Source organism: Streptomyces lydicamycinicus, from assembly GCF_000829715.2.
Classification (GTDB): Bacteria; Actinomycetota; Actinomycetes; order Streptomycetales; family Streptomycetaceae; genus Streptomyces; species Streptomyces lydicamycinicus.
On the sequence record NZ_BBNO01000006.1, the window covers coordinates 292,926 to 309,506 of the forward strand.

At 73.4% G+C, this 16,581-nt stretch carries 14 protein-coding genes; 9 read left to right on the forward strand and 5 right to left on the reverse strand.

The window, feature by feature from the left end:
• Nucleotides 1-4: 4 nt before the first annotated feature.
• The 5 genes from TU31_RS21735 to TU31_RS21755 all read left to right on the forward strand — a co-directional run bounded on the left by TU31_RS21735 (nt 5) and on the right by TU31_RS21755 (nt 5,995).
• Entirely contained in the window at nt 5-2,539 is a 2,535-nt protein-coding gene (locus TU31_RS21735; protein WP_042157221.1) for a hypothetical protein, read from the forward strand.
• Nucleotides 2,540-2,542: 3 nt separating this feature from the next.
• Nucleotides 2,543-3,913, forward strand: coding sequence for a hypothetical protein (locus TU31_RS38735; RefSeq protein ID WP_042157224.1), 1,371 nt, complete (start codon nt 2,543-2,545; stop codon nt 3,911-3,913).
• A 75-nt stretch (nt 3,914-3,988) separates the two neighbouring features.
• A complete protein-coding gene (locus TU31_RS21745; protein ID WP_042157226.1) occupies nt 3,989-4,750 on the forward strand; it encodes a Bax inhibitor-1/YccA family membrane protein in 762 nt (253 codons plus the stop codon).
• Nucleotides 4,751-4,856: 106 nt separating this feature from the next.
• Nucleotides 4,857-5,531: an HAD family hydrolase gene (locus tag TU31_RS21750; protein ID WP_042157229.1), complete on the forward strand. Its 675-nt coding sequence runs from the start codon at nt 4,857-4,859 to the stop codon at nt 5,529-5,531.
• Nucleotides 5,532-5,557: 26 nt separating this feature from the next.
• A complete protein-coding gene (locus TU31_RS21755; RefSeq protein ID WP_042157232.1) occupies nt 5,558-5,995 on the forward strand; it encodes an NUDIX domain-containing protein in 438 nt (145 codons plus the stop codon).
• Between the two features lie 57 nt (nt 5,996-6,052).
• On the opposite strand, the gene TU31_RS21760 is transcribed toward TU31_RS21755, so the two are convergent.
• The 3 genes from TU31_RS21760 to TU31_RS21770 all read right to left on the reverse strand — a co-directional run bounded on the left by TU31_RS21760 (nt 6,053) and on the right by TU31_RS21770 (nt 11,417).
• A complete protein-coding gene (locus tag TU31_RS21760) occupies nt 6,053-7,921 on the reverse strand; it encodes a hypothetical protein (protein WP_042157234.1) in 1,869 nt (622 codons plus the stop codon).
• Nucleotides 7,922-8,046: 125 nt separating this feature from the next.
• Nucleotides 8,047-9,672: an ABC-F family ATP-binding cassette domain-containing protein gene (locus TU31_RS21765; protein ID WP_042157236.1), complete on the reverse strand. Its 1,626-nt coding sequence runs from the start codon at nt 9,670-9,672 to the stop codon at nt 8,047-8,049.
• A 320-nt stretch (nt 9,673-9,992) separates the two neighbouring features.
• The gene (locus TU31_RS21770) at nt 9,993-11,417 is read right to left on the reverse strand and encodes a cytochrome P450 (protein ID WP_042157238.1); all 1,425 of its coding nucleotides are present in this window, start codon (nt 11,415-11,417) and stop codon (nt 9,993-9,995) included.
• A 143-nt stretch (nt 11,418-11,560) separates the two neighbouring features.
• Here TU31_RS21770 and TU31_RS21775 point away from each other — a divergent pair, with 143 nt between their 5' ends.
• The 4 genes from TU31_RS21775 (at nt 11,561) to TU31_RS21790 (ending at nt 14,555) form a co-directional block, all read left to right on the forward strand.
• On the forward strand, nt 11,561-11,962 hold the full coding sequence (locus TU31_RS21775; protein ID WP_042157239.1) for a hypothetical protein: 402 nt from the start codon (nt 11,561-11,563) through the stop codon (nt 11,960-11,962).
• Nucleotides 11,963-12,092: 130 nt separating this feature from the next.
• Nucleotides 12,093-12,620, forward strand: coding sequence for a DM13 domain-containing protein (locus tag TU31_RS21780; RefSeq protein WP_042157241.1), 528 nt, complete (start codon nt 12,093-12,095; stop codon nt 12,618-12,620).
• Between the two features lie 4 nt (nt 12,621-12,624).
• Nucleotides 12,625-13,413 (forward strand): response regulator transcription factor, encoded by a 789-nt coding sequence (locus TU31_RS21785; RefSeq protein ID WP_042157243.1) that lies wholly within the window; start codon nt 12,625-12,627, stop codon nt 13,411-13,413.
• On the forward strand, nt 13,410-14,555 hold the full coding sequence (locus TU31_RS21790; protein ID WP_042157245.1) for a sensor histidine kinase: 1,146 nt from the start codon (nt 13,410-13,412) through the stop codon (nt 14,553-14,555). The genes TU31_RS21785 and TU31_RS21790 overlap by 4 nt, the downstream gene beginning before the upstream one ends.
• A gap of 23 nt (nt 14,556-14,578) precedes the next feature.
• Here the strand turns inward: TU31_RS21790 and TU31_RS21795 are convergent, their stop codons facing one another.
• A complete protein-coding gene (locus TU31_RS21795) occupies nt 14,579-15,880 on the reverse strand; it encodes an MFS transporter (protein ID WP_042157247.1) in 1,302 nt (433 codons plus the stop codon).
• Nucleotides 15,877-16,458, reverse strand: a complete 582-nt coding sequence (locus TU31_RS21800; protein ID WP_245698633.1) for a winged helix-turn-helix domain-containing protein — start codon at nt 16,456-16,458, stop codon at nt 15,877-15,879. Before TU31_RS21800 ends, TU31_RS21795 begins: the two co-directional genes overlap by 4 nt.
• Nucleotides 16,459-16,581: the final 123 nt, after the last annotated feature.

Below are 16,581 nucleotides of genomic sequence, written 5' to 3' on the forward strand. Positions count from 1 at the left end.
ATCCATGCGGGGGGACGCCGTCGACGAGGTGCTGAGCCGGTTGCCGCACACCTGGACAGCCGACGAGGCCGAGCGGATCGTGCAGCGCTTCCGGGACAGCCGGCCGGCCGTGCCGAAGCGCCTGGTGAGCAGGTTGTGGCAGTACTGGCTCCAGCAGTGCCCGGACCAGCCGCTGTTCGGTGACACCGAGGACGATCTCGCGCTGGTGCTGCACGCCAGGGCGCTGGGGCTGCGGGTGCCCGCCGGTGATCCCGGGACCGGCGACGGGCCGGTCGCCCGGTGGGCCCGGCGGGCCCGGGAGGCCGCGGAGTGCGGCCCGCTGTTTCCCGCGCCGCTCGCCTGGGGCCCGAAGGCCGCGCTCGCACCGCAGGTGCGGGCCGCGCTCCCGTCGTCGCTGGTGCGGGCGTGGGTGGCGGGGGACGAACAGGGCCCGGTGGAAGTGCTGGTGGCCGGTGCGGGCCTTCCCGAGATCCGCCAGCAGGTGGTGCAGTCGGCGCTGACCACCTGTCTGCGGGTCAACGGTCTGGGCGACCCGGAGAGCGGCGACTTCGTCGGCGACCACATCGGCGTCGGGCTGATCCGTGTCACCGCCGGACTGTCCGGCGCCCAGGCCTCGCTGGACATCCCGTCGGTGTTCCACGCCCGGTCGGTGACGGTGGCGGATGCGGTGTCGTCGACGGCCCGGGGTGCGCTGCGCGACTTCGTCAGCCTGCTCCGGTCGCTGGCCCACGAGACCGGCCTGGTGGAGGTCGCGGACATCGCGTACGCGGACCTGGTGACGTACACCCAGGGGATGCGGGCGCTGGCGGACCGGGCGGCGGGTGAGAGGGAACGGGCCTTCCTGCGTGCGCCCCGCGCCGCGGAGGACGACGGTCTGGTGTCCCTTCAGCCGTATCTCCGTACGGTCAGGGGGCAAGGGGCGTCCGTGGGGCTGGAATTCAGCCCGGATCTGTTCACCACGGACGCCTATATGAGCGTCGAGCAGGCCCATCAGCGGGTGCTGTCGCAGCGGCTGACGATGGACGCCCGGCTGCGCCTGGACCAGCTGGAGACGGAGATCGAGCAGCTGACGGCCGATAAGCGGGCCTATGAGCAGGCGAGCGAGGAGGAGCGGCGGACGCTGTGGCCGGCGACGGTGCTGCTGGTGGTGCGGTTCGACGAGGCGACCGGGCGGACCATCCGGCTCACCGAGCCCGAGGAGGTGCCCACCGAGAAGTACTACGAGGTCAATGTTCCGCATCTGATCAAGATCCGGAAGGCCTGGGCCCGGCGTATGCGGGAGCTGGTCGAGCAGCTGGAGACGGCGGTGCACCGGCCGCACGCCCCCGCCCGGCAGGTGGCCGCGGGGCGGTTCCTCGATGCCGCCTTACGGGGCGTCGTCCCGGACGAGAGTCCCGCCACCGAACGGGCCTTTCGCGCCTGGTGCACGGAGGCCGCGCCGATGCTGTGGTTCGAGTGGCGGTGTGCGCTGCGCCGGGACGGCATCGCACCGGAGGATGTGTTCACCCCGCACACCGTGCTGATCAGCCGCTATCTGCCGCCGACCGCCGAGGACGCGGCGGTGCTCTTCAGCCACCCGTACACGCTGGTGGACACCGCCCGGTCCGCGGTCCTCGCCGATGCCGGGCGCGCCGTGCTGGTGGTGCGGGACGCCACGGACCACGCCGAGCCGGCCCCGGCCGACGCCAACGGCCCGTCCGCGCAGGAGCTCTGGGACGAGCTGGCCGCACTGGCCGAACAGCCGCAGGTCGAGGAGGAGTTCAGCCGCCGGTTCCTCGAAGCGCTGCGGGCGCGGCCGGACGGTATCGCCCGGCGGATGATCGAGGCGCTCCAGCCGTCCGGGCCGAGCGCCGCCGAGGAGGACCGGATCGAGGCGGCGCTGCGGACCGCGGAACGGCACACCTCGCTCGGTGAGGGGCTGGACCGGGCGCTGATGGCGATGCGCAACGAGGCGTTCCTCACCGCGCGGGAGTGCCTGGACGACATCCGTACGGAGACGCAGTGGCAGGCCCGGGTCTGGCTGCTGCGGGCGATCGTGGAGTGCCGGGCCGCCCGGCTGGAGTCCCGGGAGATCCCCGGTCTGCTCGGGCATCAGATGCCCGGACTTCCCGATGTAGCGCTGCGGGCCCTGGACGAAGCGGGCAGCGCGGACGAGGAGTTCACCCGGGACTGGCTGGAGAGCCTGCCGGAGGCCGGCCTGGACAAGGGCATCCGGCGACTGTTCCAGGGGCTGCCGCGGGCACGGGCGAGCTGCAAGGGCGATGCGCTGAACAAGGTGAGCCCCGAGCGGGAGTACGCGGTGTGGCTCTTCAGGAACGCGGTGGAGTACGCCCGGCTGGCCCGGCAGCTGGACGAGGCCGGTGAGGAGCTCGCCGAGCATCAGGAGGCCGTCGACGCGGCACTGGCGAAGCTCGGCCGGGCGCTGGAGGAGATTCTGGTGGGGCCGTATGCCGGGGGGTCGCGGGGTGCGGCCGAGGAGCTCTTCGAGGTCCTCACCGGGCAGGAACCCCCGCGCTACGGCCGGGTGGCGGGGAGGTAGGACATGGACAACGAGCTGTATGTCGTATGGATGGTGCGGAGCTCGGACCGTGCCAGGGCGGCGGCCGAGAAGGCGCTGGGCAACTTCGCCGCGCATGATCTCCTGCACCGGATCGGCCGGTTCAGCGAGGCCGAGGGCAAGCTGGCGGAGCTGGCGGCCCGGGTCCGGGCCGCCTTCACCCCGCCCGACCTGCCGGCCGTGTTCACCGGACGGCATCTGCATCTGCTGGTCGGCCCGGCCGCGCAGCCGCTGCTCGCGGAGCTTCTGGGGTGCCCGGAGTCCGAGGTGTTCGCGACCCTCTTCGACGGGCATCAGCTGGCCCAGGCGCTGCGGGAGACGGGGCACCACCAGGACGGCATCGATGACGCCGAGTTGCTGCTGCTGGCGTTGCTGGCCCGGCTGCCGAGGCTCGCCGCCCGGCACGGTCTGGAGTCCCGTGACTGGGGCGGCTTCGTCGAGGGCCGGGGCTGGCTGACCCCGTACGCACAGGACCGGCTCACCGACCTGGCCCGGCGGCGCGGGTGGCCCGCCGAGGCCGCCCCGACCCAGGTCCTGGCGGGGGTGCTCGAAGGCGTCGGCGGGCAGCAGACCGGCGACGAGGCGGCGCAGTTCGACGCGCTGGCGCTGATCGAGCTGCGCCGCCGGATCGGTCTGCTCACCGAGCAGATGCGCGACGACGCGCTGGAGCACGCGGAGACGGCCCGGCTGCTGGCGCCCGATCTCACCAGCGTCAGCCGGCTGCCCGCCTGGCTGGAGCTGTACGAGCGCAACGCCGTGGCCGTGGGGCTGCGGCGGCTGTTCACCGGCTGCGTGACGATCGGCGAACAGCTCCACGGGCTGTACAGCCAGCCACCCGGGGAGACGGGCCGGCCGAAGCCGGACGCGAATCTGGAGGTGATCAACGAGGTCCGTTACGGCTTCCTGAAGCGGCGGATGTCGTTCGACATCACCTGTGAGGTGGAGGTCGACGGGAAAACGCTCAGTCCGGTCGTGCTGCGCTGCCGCGGGGTGCTGCCGGAGCAGTACCCGGCCATCCGTGACACCGTCCGTCAGCTGCACGGTGCCGAGCTCGCCGGGCAGGGCGAGAGCGTGGGCGAGCGGCTGCTCAACACCGCGGTGCCACAACGTCTGGGGCTGCCGGGCCGGTTGCGGACCGCGCTGCGTGACCACAGTGCCGAGGCGGTCCAGTGTGTGGTGCTGACCGGTATCCGCCAGCCGATCGCCGTGCCCGCGCCCTGGCGCGATCATCTGGGGACGGCGTTGCCGTATGCCTCCCCGTCCGCCGGGGACACCGTGTTTCCCGCGGTGCCGGAGGTGACGCGGGCGTTGCGGGCGAGCGTGCCGGAGTCGCGGCAGGTCGTCGAGGTGGACTGAGGCATTCCCCGTTTTCGCCAACTATGCTGTGACAACACGGAGTTGTTCACTTCTCTCGATCCTCCGGGAGGGCCGGTGCCCACGACGAGCAACCCTGCGATCCGCAATCTGCTGACGCTGGACGGTGCGGTGTCACCGGCCGGTCCGGTCAGGTCGGGCGAGGCGTCGCCGGCGGTCGCCGCGGACCGTCCGATCACGCTCGACGACATCACCGTCAAGACCCTGGCGGTGTTCGCCGTCCTGGTGGCGAGCGCCTTCCTCACCGTCTTCCTGGAACTCGGGTACCTCGCCCTGCCCGCCCTGTTCGCCGGGATGGGCCTCGGGATCTTCCTCGCCCTCCGGCCCCGGCCCGGTGCCGCACCGGCCCTGCTGTTCGCGGCGTTCGAGGGGGTCGTGCTCGGTGAGGCGACGCAGTTCTTCGACGCGCTGCATCCGGGGGCCGGGACCCAGGCCGTCCTCGGCACCGGCTGCGTCTTCGCCGGCATGCTGGCGGCGTATCGCACCCGGAAGGTGCGGATCAGTGCGAAGGTGACGCGCTGGGCGGTCGGGGCGGCGCTCGGGCTGCTGGTGCTGCTCCTGGCGGAGCTGGTCGCATGGTGGGGGTTCGGCGCGGACCTGGGGCTGCGGGACGGCGGTGTCCTGGCCTTCGGGGTGAGTGTGCTGATGGTCGCCGCCGCGTCCTTCTTCCTGCTGCTGGACTTCGAGGCCGCCAACCGCCTGCTGCGGTCCGGTGCCTCCCACCGGTGGGCCTGGTATGTCGCGTTCGGGCTGACGATGACCCTGGTCTGGCTCTACTTGGAGCTGCTGCGGCTGCTGTCGTACCTCCGGTGGTGGTGAGTCACCGGGCCGGCACCTCCCTCCCCACCGAATATCCGGTGCGGTCGGCCGCCGGGCCTGCGTAGGGTGCGCAGGCCGGTGAAGTGGGAGAAGGGCTGACGGACGAATGCTGATCTTCGATGCGGATGACACGTTGTGGGAGAACAACGTGATCTTCGAGCGGGTCATCGACGAGTTCCTGGAGTGGATGACCCACCCCGAGCTCGACCGGGCCGGGGTGCGGGCCGTGCTCGACGGGATCGAGGCGGCGAACGCGCTGACGCTCGGATACGGCAGCAAGGTCTTTCTGCACAGCCTCGGGGAGTGTGTGGCGCGGCTGCGCGGACGGGCCGCCACGGCCGAGGAGTCGGCGCGGATCGCCGGGTGGGCGACGGCCTTCGCCGGGGACCGGGTGGAGCTGATGCCCGGGGTGGCCGAGACCCTGGCCGAGCTGGCCCGGCGGCACGAGTTGCTGCTGCTGACCAAGGGCGACACCGAGGAGCAGCAGCGGAAGGTGACGGCTTCGGGGCTGACCCGGCACTTCCGGGAGGTGCACATCGTGGCGGAGAAGAACGTCGCCACGTACGAGGAGCTGGTGCGGGCCTACGACCTGGTGCCCGACTCGACCTGGATGATCGGGAACTCCCCGAAGTCGGACATCCTGCCGGCGCGTTCGGCAGGCCTCAACGCGGTGTTCATCCCCCATGACCACACCTGGGTCCTGGAGCACGATGAGCTCGACCCGGCCGACGAGAAGGTGCTGCGGCTGCCCGCGTTCGGCGAGCTGCTGCACCACTTCTGAGCGGACCGAGGGGAGTGGAAGGGGAGATGACAACGGTGGAACCCAAGGTGTCCTGTGTCTTCGTGTGCCATGACGGCGCCGGGCGGGTGCTGCTGGCGCGGCGCGGCGCCGGGGCCCGGGACGAGCCGGGGACCTGGGACTGCGGCGCGGGGGCGCTGGAGTTCGGGGAGTCCTTCGAGACGGCCGTGGCCCGGGAGGTGCAGGAGGAGTACGGGGTGCGGCCGCTCGGCATCGAGCAGATCGGGGTGCGCAATGTGCTGCGCGGCGATCCGGTCGACTCGCACTGGGTCGCGGTGGTCTTCGCCGTACGGGTGGCCCCGGACGGGGTGAAGATCGGCGAACCGCACAAGTTCGACGCGCTCGACTGGTTCGCCCCGGACGCGCTGCCAAGGCCGCTGCACTCGCAATGCGGGGAGACGCTGCGGCTGTTCGCGGCGGGCGCCCGGGGGCACGGGGGCCGGTAAGCCCTTCGCGGCGGCGGGCTGTCCGGCGGATCGTGGCAGGTCCGCCGGACACCACACCTAGGGCGTGTCGTTGAGGGCGCTGACCGTCCGCCGGGCGGCTTCGAGGAGTTGTTCGTCGGCGTTCATATCGGCGTCCTCGGAACCGGCGTGCAGCGGGAGCCGGGTGCGTCGGCCGATGAGTGCGCGCAGGGGCGGCAGGGCCGGGCGGGCGTGCTCCCCCATGGCTGCGAGGGTGGCCATGGCGGCGGGGCCGAAGAGATCGTCGTCGAGGTACTGCGGGAGGACGGCGAGCAGGTCAGCGGCGACCGCCGGGCCCTCGTGGCGCCACAGGGCCCGCGATCCGAAGACCTGCATACCGCCGGGCCGGCTGAGGACGAGGTCCCGCAGCTGACGGGACTGGTCCGGTGTCAGGCCGCCGTGGTCGAGCAGCCAGTCGAAGAGCGCGGAGCGGTCGGACACATACCGCCGCAGCCGGGACGGGGCGCGCAGCGCGGCCTCGGCGTAGCGGCGCTCCCCGGTGATCCGGGAGAGGGCGAGCTCCCGGTGGCCGGCCCGCTGCCGGGAGTCGCGGCTGAGTCCTTCGAGCAGCGGCACCGCGGCCCCGGCGGCGGGGCCGATCCGGCCGAGCGCGGTGACCAGGCGCGATTCGCGCCGGCCGGCCCACTCGGCGCCCCTGGTATCGCCCACGGCGCACTCGGCGCGGAGCGCCTCGATGAGGTCGGGGACGCAGGCCGCCGCCGCGGGGCCGAGGTCCTCGCTCAACGCGATGGCGGTCGGCACCGCGAGCGGATCGTCGGAGCGGAGCAACCTCCGTATGACGGGGACGAGATGTTCCGGGTCGGCGGTCCCGGAGCGCAGCAGACCGCGGACGGCGGCGACCGCACCGGCCGGTGGCGCCCCCGATGCCAGACGGGCGTATACGTACGGGGCGGCGCGCGGGTCGTCGACCGTGGCGAGGGCGTAGGCGATCTTCCAGGCCGTGGCGGAGCGGGGGTTGCGGGTGGCGGGCAGCAGGGCCGTCAGGTCGTCGGCGGCCAGGCGGGTGGCGGTGCGGGAGGCGCAAAGCGCGTCCACGGCGAGGTCGCGCAGGGCGTCCGGTGCGGTGCGGAGCAGACCGGTGAGGTGCGGGGTCAGGGTGGCGGGGGCGGCCCGCCACGACTGGAGGGCCCGCCGGGCGAGGTCCACCCCGACGCGTTGGCCGTAGGGGCCCGCGGCGCCGGTCAGCAGCCGGGCGGCGGCGGTGTAGCAGTGCTGCTCCCGGTCCTGCCGGAACAGGGCGTCGCCCCAGCGGAGGCCGAGGGGCCAACTGCCGTCCGCGTCATGGGCGGACAGTGCGCCGACCTCCGCCATCGTCTGGGCGTCCAGGGCGGGCCACTCCTCCTCCGGCGCCGTGCGCAGCTCCTCGATACAGGCGAGCAGGCGGATGTCGGGGAGCGGGTCGGTGCGCAGCGGTCCGGGCGGGCACGGGGTGTGGCGCGCGTGCAGCAGCAGTGCGTCGGCCAGCGCGATACGGGTGGCGGGGTCGGGGTGGCTGTCGAGGGCCGTGCGGGCGCGGTCGGTGCCGCCGGCGCGCACGAGGAGGCGGGCGGCGGTCCGGCGGGCTTCGGGGTCGGGGTCGTGGAGCCGGGCCGCCGCCGCCTCGATGGGGCCCTGCCAGGGCTGGGGACCACTGAAGGCCAGCTCGGTGAGCAGGGTGAGCGCGGTGCGGCGTACGGCGGGGCGCCGGTGGTGGGTGAGTCCGGCCAGCTCTTGGGCGACCGGGCCGTCCGGGTCGGCGCGTACCGCGTCGAAGACGGCGGTACGGACGGTGGCGCCGGGGGTGAGGGCGGATCCGTCGAGGACCGCCGCGGTCACGTCGGCGGGGCGGTCGGGATCGGTGGCTGACGGGGCGGGGACCGGGTCCTGGCCCGGGGTCCGCGCGGTCATCGGGTGGGGCGGTGGCCGCCCTTCCTGTAGGTCATGAGGAGGATCGTGGCCCACGGGAAGGGGTGCGGCAACCGGTTTTCGGGGGCGGGCGGGGCAGTGGGCCCGCCCCGCCCGCCCCGCCCCTTCTACAGCGGTGCGATGTCGGTCAGTTCACCGCCTTCCGTCGACAGCCAGCGGGTGATGCCGAGGTCGCGGAGGAACGTCAGGTCGTGGCTGACGACGAGGAGCGCGCCCTCGTAGGACTCCAGGGCGGTGACCAGCCGGCGGACCGAGGCGAGGTCGAGGTTGTTCGTCGGCTCGTCGAGCAGCAGCAGCTGCGGGGCCGGTTCGGCCAGCATCAGCGCGGCGAGCGAGGCGCGGAAGCGTTCGCCGCCGGAGAGCGTGCCGGCCGGCTGGTCGGCGCGGGCTCCCTTGAACAGGAAGCGGGCGAGCCGGGCCCGGATGCGGTTGTTGGTGGCGTCCGGGGCGTAGCGGGCGACGTTCTCGGCGACGGTCAGCGTCGGGTCGAGCACCTCCAGCCGCTGGGGCAGGAAGCGGTAGGGGACATGGGTCTCGGCCGTACCGGACTCCGGCGGGATCAGACCGGCGACGGTCCGCAGCAGCGTGGTCTTGCCGGAGCCGTTGTGGCCGGTCAGCGCGATCCGTTCGGGGCCGCGCACCTCCAGATTCGCGTGGACGCCGTAACGGGCTTGCAGCGCGCGCAGGGTGAGCACGGTGCGGCCCGGCGGCACGGCGGTGTGCGGCAGATCGATGCGGATCTCGTCATCGTCCCGGACCGCTTCGGTGGCCTCGTCGAGCCGGTCCCTGGCCTCCTTGAGGCGTTCGGTGTGCATGATGCGGTGCTTGCCCGCGGATACCTGGGCCTCCCTCTTGCGTTCGTTCATGACGATCTTCGGCTCACGCTTCTGGGCGCTCATCTTGTTGCCGTAGCGGACCCGGCGGGCCAACTTGACGTGGGCGTCGGCCAGTTCGCGCTTCTGGCGCTGCACATCGGCCTCGGCGACCCGCAGCATCCGCTCGGCCGCCTCCTGTTCGACGGCCAGGGCCCGTTCGTAGGCGCTGAAGTTGCCGCCGTACCAGTGGACCTCGCCGTCGCGGAGGTCGGCGATCCGGTCGACGCGTTCGAGGAGTTCGCGGTCGTGGCTGACCACGACGAGCACGCCGGACCAGCCGGCGACCGCGGTGTACAGCCGCTCCCGGGCAGCCCGGTCGAGGTTGTTGGTGGGTTCGTCGAGCAGCAGGACATCCGGCCGGCGCAGCAGCAGGGCCGCCAGCCGCAGCAGGACGGACTCGCCGCCGGACACCTCGCCGATGGTGCGGTCGAGGTCGATACCGGGCAGCCCGAGCTGGTCGAGGGTGGCGCGGGCGCGCTCCTCGACGTCCCAGTCGTCACCGATGGCGGTGAAGTGCTCCTCGCTCGCGTCGCCGCCCTCGATGGCGTGCAGCGCAGCGCGCGCGGTGGCGATACCGAGTGCCTGATCGACCCGCAGGGCGGTGTCGAGCGGGGCGTGCTGCGGGAGGTAGCCGACCTCGCCGGCGACCTTGACGCTGCCCGCCGTCGGGATGAGTTCGCCCGCGATCAGCTTCAACAGAGTTGATTTTCCGGCCCCGTTGAGGCCGATCAGGCCCGTGCGGCCGGGGCCGACGGCCAGCGGGAAGTCCTCCAGGACGGGACTGCCGTCGGGCCAGGTGAAGCCGAGGCCGGTGCAGACGATGGAGGCGGCGGACGGGGAGGTGGCGGACATGGACATACGGGTCTCCTGGGCGCGGGTGGGGTGCATGCGGACTGCGCTGGGAGACACCGCGTCGGAACGCCGGTGTGCGCCGGGGTACGCCGTGCGGGTACGCCGAGGTCGCGGACGGGCCGCATGAGGCATGATCCGCCGCTCCGGATACCGGAAGCGCAGGGCGGATCACCGCTCACGGGCGCGGTGTCTCATGACCTCAGACGAGCAACGGCCTTCTCCGATCGGCGGCAACAGGAACGATGTTGACGGTACGGGGAACGCCACCGAAAAGCAAACGCTATTTTCGTTGCGTTTACTCTTCCTCCGGATGGCGTCCCCGGGCGCTACTCCCCCGCCCCGGCGCGCGGGCGCAGCCGTACCCGCGCCGGACCGGTCGCCTGGAGGGTGATTCCGGCCGAGACCGGCACCTCCTCGTCCACGGCGTCGAGTTCGTACGCGCGCAGCAGCACGGCCAGCGCCAGCACGGACTCCAGCATCGAGAAGTGCTGTCCGATACAGGCACGCGGCCCGCCGCCGAACGGGAACCAGGCATAGCGGTGCCGCGCCGCCTCCGGCTCCGGGTCGAAACGCCGCGGGTCGAAGCGCTCCGGGTCCGGCCACAGCTCCGGGTTGCGGTGGGTGACCCAGGGGGCGACGACCACATCGGCACCGGCCGGGATGCGGAATCCGCCGATCTCGGCGGCCGCCACGGCCCGGCGGCTGATCACCGGCGCCGCCGGATACAGCCGCATCGACTCCTTGAGCGCCTGTGTCAGACAGGGCAGCCGGTCCAGGTCGGCGGCCGTGGGAGTGCGGTCGCCCAGGACGCGGTCGAGCTCGTCGCGGACCCGCGTCTGTTCCTCCGGGTGCCGGGCGAGGAGGTGGAGGGTGAAGGCGAGGGAGGTCGCGGTGGTCTCGTGCCCGGCCAGCAGGAAGATCAGGACCTGTTCGCGGACCTCGGTCGCGTCCAGCGAACCGTCCTCGTCATTGCCGGCCGCGGCGAGCAGGGACAGCAGATCCTCGCCCGCGCCGTCCGCGTCGCCGGCGGTTTCGCGCGACGCCCGCCGGTCCGCCACGATCCGGTCGCACAGCGCGTTCAGCTCATCGGTGGCGGCCCGCGCCCGCTGGTTCCCGGGGGTGGGCCACTCGCGGGGGATCTTCACGGGGACGTAGGCGCGCCGGACGACATACGCGTTGATGACCGGGGCGCAGCGGTGGATGGCATCCACCGCCGCCTCCGCGTCCAGGCCGAACAGGATCCGGGAGACGGTGCGCAGCGCCAGCCGGTTCATCTCGGGGACCAGGTCGACGGTGCCGCCGTCCGCGGTCCGCCAGCGGTCGGCGAGACCGGCGGCCTCGGTGGTCACCGCCGAGGCATAGCCGTCGACGCGGCGCTTGGTGAACAGCGGCTGCACCAGCCGGCGCTGTCTGAGGTAGTCGGCGTCCTGGCTGGTCAGCAGGCCGTTGCCGAAGGCCTGCCGGACCTCCTCGTAAAGCGGGTGGTCCTTACGGAAGTTGGCGGCCCGGGAGGCGAGGATCTGCTGTACGCCCTCGGGCGCGAAGACCGCGTGGAAGACACTGCGCAGGCCGGGCGGCCCGGCTTCCAGACGGACCACATCGCCGTGCTCCCGCTGGGCTCGTAAGAACGTGCTGAGCGAGTCGCGCCGGAGGTCGAGCATCGAGCCGAGCACGGGAAGTCCGGCCGGGCCGGGTATCGCGCGCTCCGGGGCGGAACCGGGCTGAGAGGGAAGGGATTCGGTCAGGGGCATGCCGGATGTCTATCCCGGAGAGCCCGCTGTCTATCCCGGTGAGCCCGCCGGGTTTCCCTTCCGGTGGGCCGGATTCCTCCCCCTGGGAGCCGGGTTCCTCTCCCGGCGTCGGGCGCCGTCAACGGCCCACGTAGCATGAATCGGTGAGCAATAAGCCTGCCGGACGGACCGCCACCGCAGCCCCGTGCCGGGTCACCGTATGCCGCGGCTGCTGCTGCGGCGACGCGGCCAAGATCCCGGGTGTCGACCACACCGGGCAGATACCCCGCCTGCGCGCGGCGCTCGACGGCGCGGCGCCGGTGCGCGCCTCGGAGTGCCTGGACGTCTGCGACCAGGCGAACGTGGTCGTGGTCCAGCCGTCGGCCGCGGGCCGGGCGGCCGGCGGACGCCCCGTCTGGCTGGGGCTGGTCAACGACGACGAGGCGCTGGCGGACATCGCGGCGTGGATCCGCGCAGGCGGACCGGGGCTGGCCGAGCCGCCCGGCGTGCTGGACCTGTACGCCTTCACGGTGTCGCGGCGGGTGCGCGAGGCGCTGGAGAACTGAGGGGCCAGGCGCACCGGCGGTACGCCCCGGCCCACCCCTCCCGGCACCCCGCCCCGGTACTGATTACCGGAGCCTTACGGAACCCGTCCGCGGCGCGCGCGACGGGCGCTCACCCGGGTTTTCTGGGGGCATGAAGATCTCGCTGACCCGCCGCACCGTCATCCCGGCCCTGCTGGTCCTCGCTCTGGTCGCAGCGTTCGCGCTCTACCTCTTCCAGCCGTGGCGGGCGTTCACGACCACCACCGTGAACGAGTCACTGCCCTCGGCCGGGCCCGCAGCCTCCGCCCCCGCCGCCAAGACGGGCGCCGGCGACAAGGAGCTGGCCCGTGGCCGCTTCGTCTCCCACGAGCACGACACCAGCGGCACGGCCCGCACCCTGGGGCTCGCCGACGGCTCGCGGGTGCTGCGGCTGGAGGGCCTCAAGACCTCCGAGGGCCCGGACGTACGCGTCTATCTGTCGACCCGCAGCGCCGCCGGGGCCGAGAAGGGGCTCGGGGACGGGGCCGTGGAGCTGGGCAGGCTCAAGGGCAACCAGGGCAATCAGAACTACGCCGTCGCCTCCGGTACCGACCTGTCCCGGTTCCACAGCGCCGTGGTGTGGTGCAAGCGGTTCTCCGTCTCCTTCGGTGCCGCGGACCTCGACGCGATGGCACGCTGATCCCGTGCACCGAACCACGCCCCACCCGCCGTCCCCGTCCGCAGCGCCCCGCCGCGTCCTGGTCGTCGAGGACGATCCGACCGTCGCCGAGGTCGTCACCGGCTATCTCTCCCGGGCCGGATACGCGACCGACCACGCCGCCGACGGCTTCGCCGCCCTGGACCGCGCCGCGTCCTTCCGCCCGCATCTGATCGTGCTGGACCTGATGCTGCCGGGGCTGGACGGTCTGGAGGTGTGCCGCAGGCTGCGCCGCCATGAGGAGGGGCCTTCGGTGCCGGTGGTGATGCTCACCGCGCGCGGCGAGGAGGCGGACCGTATCGCCGGACTGGAGATGGGCGCCGACGACTATGTCACCAAGCCCTTCAGCCCGCGTGAGCTGGTGCTGCGCATCGGGTCCGTACTGCGCAGGGCCGAGGCCCCGCCGCCGGCCGCCGCCCCGGCGCAGATTCTGCGGGCCGGCGACCTGAGCGCGGACCCGGGCGGCCGGCGCGCGATCCGGGCGGGCCGTGAACTCACCCTGACGGCACGGGAGTTCGATCTGTTGCTGCACTTCATGCGCCACCCCGGGCGAGTCTTCTCCCGGGAGGAGTTGCTGCACCGGGTCTGGGGCTGGGAGTTCGGCGATCTGTCGACGGTGACCGTGCACGTACGGCGGCTGCGCGAGAAGATCGAGGCGGATCCGGCGGCGCCACGGCTGGTGACGACGGTCTGGGGCGCCGGTTACCGCTTCGACCCCGCGGACGAGCCGCCGCCGGAGGACGGGCCACTGCCGGGAGGGGACCTGCGCCCATGACGGACTTCCTGGTCATCGTGGCGCTGGCGGCGCTCGGCGCGGCGCTGGCGGGGCTGCTCGCCGCGCCCGCGGTACGGGCGTTGCGGCGGCGCTCGGTCGCACTGTCGCTGTTCGCGGTGGCGGCGCTGGCGGTGGCCGCGATGGCGGCGGGGACGGTCGCGGTCGCCCAGGCGATGTTTCTGTCCGGGCACGACCTGGGTGTGGTGATGGCCGTGGTGGCCGTCTCCGGGGTGGTGTCGCTGGCGGCGGCGCTGCTCTTCGGGCGGCGGATCGCGGCGGGCAGCCGGGAGCTGGCGCGCTCGGCCCGTACGGTCGGCAGCGAGGGCGGCTTCGTGGCGCCCGCCGAACCGCCCACGGCCGAACTGGCCGCGCTGTCACGCGCGTTGGAGGAGACCAGCGGGCGGCTCGCCGAGGCGCGGGAGCGGGAACGGGCGCTGGATGCCTCCCGGCGCGAGCTGATCGCCGGGATCTCGCACGATCTGCGCACTCCGCTCGCCGGGCTGCGGGCGATGGCCGAGGCGCTGGAGGACGGGGTCGCCGAGGACACCGCGCGCTATCACGCACGGATGCGGATCGAGGTGGACCGGCTGGCCGCGATGGTGGACGACCTCTTCGAACTGTCCCGTATCCAGGCCGGGGCGCTGGCCCTGACACTGTCGCGGGTGTCGGTGTACGACCTGGTGGACGAGGCCCTCGCCGGGGCCGGGCCGCTGGCGCGGGCGAGCGGGGTGCGGCTGGTGGACGGCGGCGTGGTACCGCTGCCGGTGCGGGTGGACGCCCAGCAGATCACCCGGGTCCTGGGCAATCTGCTGGTCAACGCGATCCGCGCCACGCCCGCCGACGGCACCGTCGCGGTCAGCGCCCGGCACGAGGAGGGCCGGGTGGTGCTCGCGGTCGAGGACGGCTGTGGCGGCATCCCGCCGGAGGATCTGCCGCGGGTCTTCGACACCGGCTGGCGCGGCAGTACGGCCCGCACCCCACGGGCGGACGGCAAGGGCGGCGCCGGGCTGGGCCTGGCCATCGTCCGCGGCATCGTGGCGGCCCATGAGGGCCGGGCGACGGTACGGAACACCGGGGCGGGCTGCCGCTTCGAGGTCGAACTGCCGGCGGCGGAGGCACCGGCGGAGCCGCCCGCGGCATGAGCGTACGGCGCCCCGGCGCCGCCTCAGCGGTGCGCCGGCGCCCCGTCCCGCTCCGCCGCCCCGGGGCCGGGCCCGCCGGGCTCCTGCTCCGCCGGGCGCACCGGCAGGTCGCGGACCGTCCGGACCGGCGAGAAGAGCAGGATCAGGGCAGCCAGCGGCACCCCGGCGGTCATGATCCACATCGCGGTGCGAACGCCCAGGGCGGAGCCGAGCGCGCCGCCGAGCAGCGCACCCAGGGGCAGGGTGCCGTAGTTGAGGAACGCACTGCTGGCGACCAGCCGGCCGAGCAGCGGCGGCGGACAGTAGCTCTGCTGGAAGCTCACCTTGAGGATGTTGCCGGCCACCACTCCCGCGCAGACGCCGAAGCCGCCCGCCACGTAGAGCAGCGCCCCGGCGCCCGGGGAGGTGAGCGGGATGAGCAACGCCGCGCTGGGGACGCCGAGTTCGCACAGCAGCATGGCGCGGGCGGTGCCGAGCCGGCCGGCGGTGCGGCGCACCACGAAGGCGCCCGCGATACCGCCCGTACTCGCCAGCGCCAGCAGCCCGCCGACCGCGCCGGGCGGCAGCCCGACCTCGCGGACCAGGAAGACCGCCGTGAGGGACTGATATCCCATCAGTGCGAGGTTGGAGGCGGCGCCGAAGAGCGTGAGCGTACGGAACCACGGGTCACCGGCGACCAGCCGCAGCCCCTCGGCGACCTCCCCGGTCAGCGACCGCGGCGCGCCCTCCCGGCCCGTCGGGCGGGGTTCGCGGTACCGGATGCCGAGCAGGCACAGCAGCGCGACGAGGAAGGTGGCGGCATGGGCGAACAACCCGTTGACGGCGCCCGCCAGTTGGGCGATGAGGCCGCCCGCCCCCTGCCCGGCGATCTGGGCCGCGGAGGCACTGCCGTGCAGCTTGGCGTTGCCCTCGGCCTGGTCGGCCGGGGCGAGCAGGGTGGGGAGGTAGGCGCTGTACGCGGTCTGGAACAGCACCGCCGAGCCGCCGGTCAGCAGGGCCACGGCGATCAGCAGACCGAGCGTGAGCCCGCCGGTCCGGGCCAGGACCGGTACGGCGGCGAAGAGCACCATCGAGCTCCCCGCGGCGGCCAGCATCAGCGGGCGGCGGCGCAGCCGGTCCACCCACACCCCGACCGGGAGGCCGATCAGCAGCCAGGGCAGCCAGCCGCAGGCGCCGATCAGTGCGACCTCGAAGGTGGTGGCGTGCAGGGTGGCGACGGCCACCAGCGGCATCGACACCGCACTGACCGCCGCTCCGAATTTGCCCGCCGTCTCCCCGCACCACAGCAGCCGGAAGTCACGGTGGCGGCGCAGCAGACCGCTCATCGCTCGTCCCGCTCTTTCCGGGGGAAGGACTGGAGCTGGACGATCACGGGCCGGGCCTCCCCCGCATCCGGCGCCGCCTCGTCCCGGGCCGCCCCGCCGCCGGCCGCCGCCTCCCGGTGCCGGACGACCACGGCCTCCAACTCCGCGTTCAGTGCCGCCAGTTGGCTGGGCGTCAGACGCAGGTCCGGCCAGCGGGAGAGGGTCCCGGCGTCGCGCCACTCCGCGCCCCATTCCTCGGCGAGGTAGGTGGTGACCTGGCCGAAGTCCCGGTGGACGGTTTCGTGCAGATAGACCGAGAGGGCGCCCTGACTGTCCGGGTCGTCGCGGAAGTCGTTGGTGTCGAGGCGGCGGGCCACCCGCACCGCCCGCCACCAGCGCTCGCGACGGGTGCCGCGGCCGGTCTCCTCCTCGATGAAGCCGTGATCGGCGAGGTGGCGCAGATGCCAGCTGACCGTGCCGGTGTTCTCGCCGAGGCGGCGGCCGAGTCCGGTGGCGGTGTCCGGGCCGTCGAGGGCCAGCAGGTCCAGGATGCGCATCCGCAGGGGATGCGCCAGACCGCGCAGACTGCGGGCGTCCATCCGGCGCACGGGAGGGGTGGCGGACGGCGGCTGCGGCCGGTTCGGCTCAGGGGCGTCGCTCATGGGCCGACAGCCTAGAGTTGCAGAGACTCCTCTGCACAGGGTTCTCTGCGAAGAGTTCTC